At 58.3% G+C, this 5,706-nt stretch carries 5 protein-coding genes; 2 read left to right on the forward strand and 3 right to left on the reverse strand.

Annotated features, from left to right (window positions below; all coding sequences use genetic code 11):
- Positions 1-202 precede the first annotated feature (202 nt).
- Entirely contained in the window at positions 203-514 is a 312-nt protein-coding gene (gene rpsJ, locus QZ326_RS10915; RefSeq protein WP_016320990.1) for a 30S ribosomal protein S10, read from the reverse strand.
- Positions 515-901: 387 nt separating this feature from the next.
- A complete protein-coding gene (locus QZ326_RS10920; RefSeq protein ID WP_295745093.1) occupies positions 902-1,165 on the reverse strand; it encodes a hypothetical protein in 264 nt (87 codons plus the stop codon).
- Between the two features lie 180 nt (positions 1,166-1,345).
- Between QZ326_RS10920 and QZ326_RS10925 the strand changes: the two genes are divergently transcribed.
- A complete protein-coding gene (locus tag QZ326_RS10925) occupies positions 1,346-1,606 on the forward strand; it encodes a helix-turn-helix domain-containing protein (protein WP_295745095.1) in 261 nt (86 codons plus the stop codon).
- Positions 1,607-1,818: 212 nt separating this feature from the next.
- Here the strand turns inward: QZ326_RS10925 and proS are convergent, their stop codons facing one another.
- Complete coding sequence (gene proS, locus QZ326_RS10930; protein WP_295745097.1) at positions 1,819-3,258, reverse strand: proline--tRNA ligase; 1,440 nt, start codon at positions 3,256-3,258, stop codon at positions 1,819-1,821.
- Positions 3,259-3,664: 406 nt separating this feature from the next.
- Between proS and QZ326_RS10935 the strand changes: the two genes are divergently transcribed.
- The coding region (locus QZ326_RS10935) for an elongation factor G (protein ID WP_295745099.1) at positions 3,665-5,706 on the forward strand (2,042 nt) is incomplete at its 3' end.

The raw sequence follows: 5,706 nt of genomic DNA on the forward strand, positions 1-5,706 counted from the left end.
TCTCGTCAAAAATCTGGGACATGCCCACTTTTTTGCCGATGATCGCTTTCATGTATGTTCCTCCTTGTAAAGGTTATTGGTCGGCTTAGATACGGGGGCCGAAACCCAAACCGCATTGCTCTGCCGACATGACCCGCCCGCCTCGCAAGTCGGCGGGCATGGACAGCAACAATTTAATTAAGGTGTGCGGATGAGACCGGCCTTACAGTTTGATCTCAATGTCCACACCGGCGGGCAGCTCCAGGGCCATCAGGGCCTCCACAGTTTTGGGGGTGGAGCGGGTGATGTCGATGAGGCGCTTGTGGGTGCGGCGCTCAAACTGCTCCCGGCTGTCCTTGTGCTTGTGGACGGAGCGAAGAATGGTAATGATCTCCTTCTTGGTGGGCAGCGGAATGGGGCCGGAGACCTCGGCGCCGGTGCGCTTGGCGGTCTCGACGATCTTCTCGGCGCTCTGGTCGATCACCTGGTGGTCATAGGCCTTCAGCCGGATGCGGATCATTTCTTTCTGTGCCATGGTTTTGATTCCTCCTGATTTCGTACGTCGTTTTTTCTTGAGTCTCGACGACCTACGGCGAGAAAATTTTCTATACGCTTAACCGTGCGTATCATTCCAGCTCATGAAAAATACCGGCGCAGGGCAATTCCGGCCGGTACACTGATCATGGCGCGGCGATCTACGCAGCGTACAGATCCCTCTCAGCCGCCCGATTATCGGACATACTCCCCGAAAGTTACCTCCTGGCGGAGCAATCTCCCGGTTCATCGCAATTCTGCGCGGCAAGATACGGCCTTCCCGCGCGGACCTACCTATAATAAAAGAAAATCCTCCCATTGTCAAGAGGATTTTCTCTGTTTTTCATGAAAATTGAAAAAATTTTTTGGCAGTTCGGGAAAGATACATTCAGCCGAAATCGTGGCGGCTTCCCGCCCCGGGGCCCAACTCCTCATAGAGGGAAACGATTTGGTCAATACAGCCAAAGCACATCTCGTCGGTAAACGTATCGTCGTCCAGAATCTCTCTGATCTTGCGCAGGGCCTCACAGCACTCCGTCTCCACCATATGCTCGATGATCTCATCTGAACCGGTTCCGCCAATCACGATGCCCACCCCGGCGTCGATCAATACCTTTGCTAAGATACTCGCACAAAACTCTCTATCTTTCATAATATCCTCCCAAGCGGTATACATTCCCTCTTCTTCTAAAGTGCCATCCAGCATCCATTGCTCTCCAAAATCTTTTGTATTCATTGCGGCAGCTCCTTTATTGTCTAACACGACGTATTTTATCAGACTTTCCATGATAAAGTCAAGAAAAATACGTTATTTTAACGTAAAGGGTATTCTATGAACAAAGTGATCTTCTATGATAATAAAAATGTGATTTACAAAAAATTGCGTTATTACCGCAAAAAACGCAAGCTTACTCAAAATCAGCTTGCCGCCAAACTACAAACCATGAATGTCAACATCGATCAACAAATGATCAGCAAAATTGAACGGAATCGCCGCATTGTTACTGACTATGAGCTCGCCTGTCTCTGTCGGGCGTTGCATATCTCACTTGCGGACATGCTTTCGGACTTTTATGAAAAATATCCCGAGTGATCCCGCCTGGGTTTCCGCCTGGGCGGGATCTTGCTTTCGCCCTGACGGGCGGGGTGGAGTTCAGCCATGCTGATGGCTGGTGCATTCCCAGCACGGGCAAAGCCCGTGCGTCGTCCCCGCCCGCAGGCGGGTCTCCCGAAGGAAGACAAACTCCCCCTCGCTGAGAGTAAAAAAAGCGGAGAGGCTCTCGCCTCTCCACCCATATTCCCCGCTTAGTAAGCGACTCCCCAGTAAATATCAGTGGTACATTTTTTACCACAGACCGGGCAAACACCCTCAGTGCCGCTCTGTGCCAGCGGCATGCACCGTGAGGTAACGCCGGCTTGCTCTTTCATGGCCATCTCGCAGGCCAAATCCCCACACCACTTGGACCGGAGGAATCCCCCCTTGCCCTCGGCAATGGCCTTGGCCTCCTCCGGAGAGCTGATGTCAAAGGTGTTGTCCCGAAGATTTTTCGCCGCCTGGGCGTACATATTGTCATGGACGGCACCCAGCAGCTTTTTCACCGTCTCCTCCAGTGCCCCCAGGGGGACGAATACCTTCTCCCCGGTGTCCCGGCGGGCAATAACGCACTGCTCCTTCTCCATGTCCTTGGGGCCGATCTCCACCCGCAGAGGCACGCCCTTCATCTCGTACTCGGCAAACTTCCAGCCGGGGCTGTTGTCGCTGTCGTCCATCTTCGCCCGCAGGCCCGCCGCCGTCAGACGGTCTCGCAGAGCCGCCGCCGCGTCCAGCACGCCGGGCTTATGCTGGGCCACAGGGATCACCACCGCCTGAACGGGGGCCACATGGGGGGGAAGAACCAAGCCGTTGTCGTCTCCGTGGGTCATGATAATGCCGCCGATCATCCGGGTGGATACGCCCCAGCTGGTCTGATGGGGATGATGGAGCTGGTTGTCCTTTCCGGTGAAAGTAATGTCAAAGGCCTTGGCGAAGCCATCGCCGAAATAGTGGCTGGTGCCGCCCTGGAGGGCCTTGCGGTCATGCATCATGCATTCCACGGTGTAGGTCTCCTCGGCGCCCTTGAACTTCTCCTTGTCCGTCTTGCGGCCCCGAATCACCGGCATGGCCAGGTAGTTCTCCATGAAATCGGCGTAGATATTCAGCATCCGCATGGTCTCTTCCCGGGCCTCTTCCGCCGTGGCGTGCATGGTGTGGCCCTCCTGCCACAAAAACTCCCGGTGACGCAGAAACGGGCGGCTGGTCTTCTCCCAGCGCAGTACGCTGCACCACTGATTATACAGCTTGGGCAGGTCCCGCCAGGAGTGAATGATGCTGGCGTAGTGCTCGCAGAACAGCGTCTCAGAGGTAGGGCGAATAGCCAGGCGGTCCTCCAGCTTTTCACTTCCGCCCACGGTAACCCAGGCGCACTCCGGGGCAAAGCCCTCCACATGGTCCTTCTCCTTCTGGAGCAGGGACTCAGGGAGCAGTACCGGGAGGTACACGTTCTCGTGGCCCGTGGCCTTAAAACGCCGGTCCAGCTCCGCCTGGATATTCTCCCAGATGGCGTAGCCATAGGGGCGGTAGATAAACATGCCCTTGACAGAGGTATAGTCGATGAGCTCGGCCTTCCTGCAGACGTCGGTGTACCACTGGGCGAAGTCCACATCCCGGGCGGTGATGGCGTCCACTTGTCTCTTATCCTGTGCCATAGTATCCATTCCTTTGCTCTATTATATTATAATGTATCGCGCTGGGCGGTTCTCACTGAATTCCTATTGTATCCATTCCGACCCGGATTGTCAACTCTCCATGTATATCCCTTTTGTTTTTCATGCGTTCGCCCTGTCAAAGCTCCCTGCGGCAGACGGGCATATGAGGCTTCTGCTGAAAAGACGGCGCTGAAATGGGGAAAAGACCGCCAAAAATCCGCTCCGTTTTTCTCCCTCCCGTGGAAAATGGGGAATGTGCTAAAATTTTTGTTGTATTGCCGCCAGAAATGTTGTATAATTCACACATTAGGCTATCCCGGCCATTCGCCGGATGGAACTTGCTGCGGCTCCGCGCCGCCGCGCGGGGCCGGGAGAACAGCAACAAACATAAGGAGTGGAAACGTCTATGAGCTATTCTGTACAGAACATCCGCAACGTCTGCCTGCTGGGCCACAGCGGCAGCGGCAAAACCGCCTTGGCCGAGAGCCTGCTCTACATGACCGGCGCCATCGACCGCATGGGCCGCGCCGCCGACGGCAACACCGTCTGCGACTACGACCCCGAGGAGACCAAGCGCCAGATCTCCCTGTCCACCTCGGTGGCGCCGCTGGAGTACAAGGGCTGCCGTATCAACGTGCTGGACACCCCCGGCGCCTTCGATTTCGCCGGCGAGGTCATGGAGGCCCTGCGGGCCGCCGACGCCGCTATCATCGTCTGCTCCGCCAAGGACGGGATCTCCGTGGGCCTGGAGAAGGCGTGGAAATACTGCGAGGAGCGGAACATGCCCCGTTTCATCTATATCTCCAAGACCGATGAGGACAACAGCGACTACAACGCCACCTTCGAATCCCTCCGGGACCGCTTCGGCAAGAAGATTGCCCCCATCGTGGTGCCCATCTGGGACGATGGCAAGAAGGTCACCGGCATCATCGACGTTTTGAACAAGCGGGCCTATGAGATGCAGAACCTCAAGCGGGCGGAGACCGAGCTCCCCGCCGACAAGGAGGAGGTCGTCACTGAGTTCAACGACGCCCTGAAGGAATCCGTGGCCGAGACCAGCGAGGAGTTCATGGAGAAGTTCTTCGGCGGCGAGGATTTCACCTACGCCGAGATGATCCAGGGCCTGCGCCAGGGCGTGCGGGACCTGAGCCTGTTCCCCGTGCTGTGCGGCTCCGCCGTCAGCTGCCTGGGCAGTCTCATGCTCATGGACAACATCGTGGACCTGCTGCCCAACCCTGCCGAAGGCAACTACCACAAGGCCACCAAACCGGACGGCGAGAGCGAGGAGTTCGTGGTCTCTCCCGGCGGCGTGCCCACCGCCTTTGTATTCAAGACCGTCTCCGACCAGTACGGGAAGTATTCCTTCGTGAAGGTCCTCTCCGGCTCCATCGCCCCGGACCTGCCCATGGTCAACGCCCGCACCGGTGAGAAGGTGAAGCTGGGCCGCCTGTACACCATGCGGGGCAAGAAGACCAGCGAGGTCAAGGAGCTGACCTGCGGCGATATCGGCGCCATCGCCAAGATGGACATCAAGACCGGCGACACGCTGTGCGACGAGCGCAAGGTGGTCAGCCTCAAGCCCATCCCCTTCGCCGAGCCCTGCTACTCCGTGGCCATCGTGCCCAAAACCCGGGGCCAGGAGGACAAGATCGCCCAGGGCCTGGGCCGCCTGAACGAGGAGGACCCCTCCTTCTCCGTGGTCAATAACGCCGAAACCCACCAGATGGTCCTCTCCGGCGCCGGCGACATGCAGGTGGACGTGCTGGTGAGCAAGCTGAAGACCCGCTTCAACGTGGAGGCGGAGCTGCAGCCCACCCGCGTCCCCTACCGGGAGAAGATCCGCAAAACCGTCCAGAAGCAGGGCCGCCACAAGAAGCAGACCGGTGGCAGCGGCCAGTTCGGTGACGTGTGGATCCGCTTTGAGCCCAACCCCGAGACGGAGGATATGGAGTTTGCCGAGGAGGTCTTCGGCGGCTCTGTGCCCAAGAACTACTTCCCCGCCGTTGAGAAAGGCCTCCGGGAGGCCTGCCTCCACGGCCCCCTGGCGGGCTACCCGGTGGTAAACTTGAAAGCCGTACTGTACGACGGCTCCTACCACCCGGTGGACTCCTCCGAAATCGCCTTCAAGACTGCCGCCCAGCTGGCCTACAAGGCCGCCCTGCCGGAGGCCAACCCCGTCCTGCTGGAACCCGTGGGCGAGCTGAAAGTCACGGTGCCCGACAGCTACATGGGCGATGTCATCGGCGATCTGAACAAGCGCCGGGGCCGGGTCATGGGCATGGACCCTACCGGCGGCGGCGACCAGGTGATCTCCGCCGAGGTTCCCATGGGCGAGATGGGTACGTATGCCATCGACCTCCGGGCCATGACCCAGAGCCGGGGCAGCTTCACCTTCCACTTCGTGCGCTATGAGGACTGCCCGCCGGCGGCCCAGGAGAAGGCCATCGC

Source organism: uncultured Oscillibacter sp., from assembly GCF_910587525.1.
Classification (GTDB): domain Bacteria; phylum Bacillota; class Clostridia; order Oscillospirales; family Oscillospiraceae; genus Oscillibacter.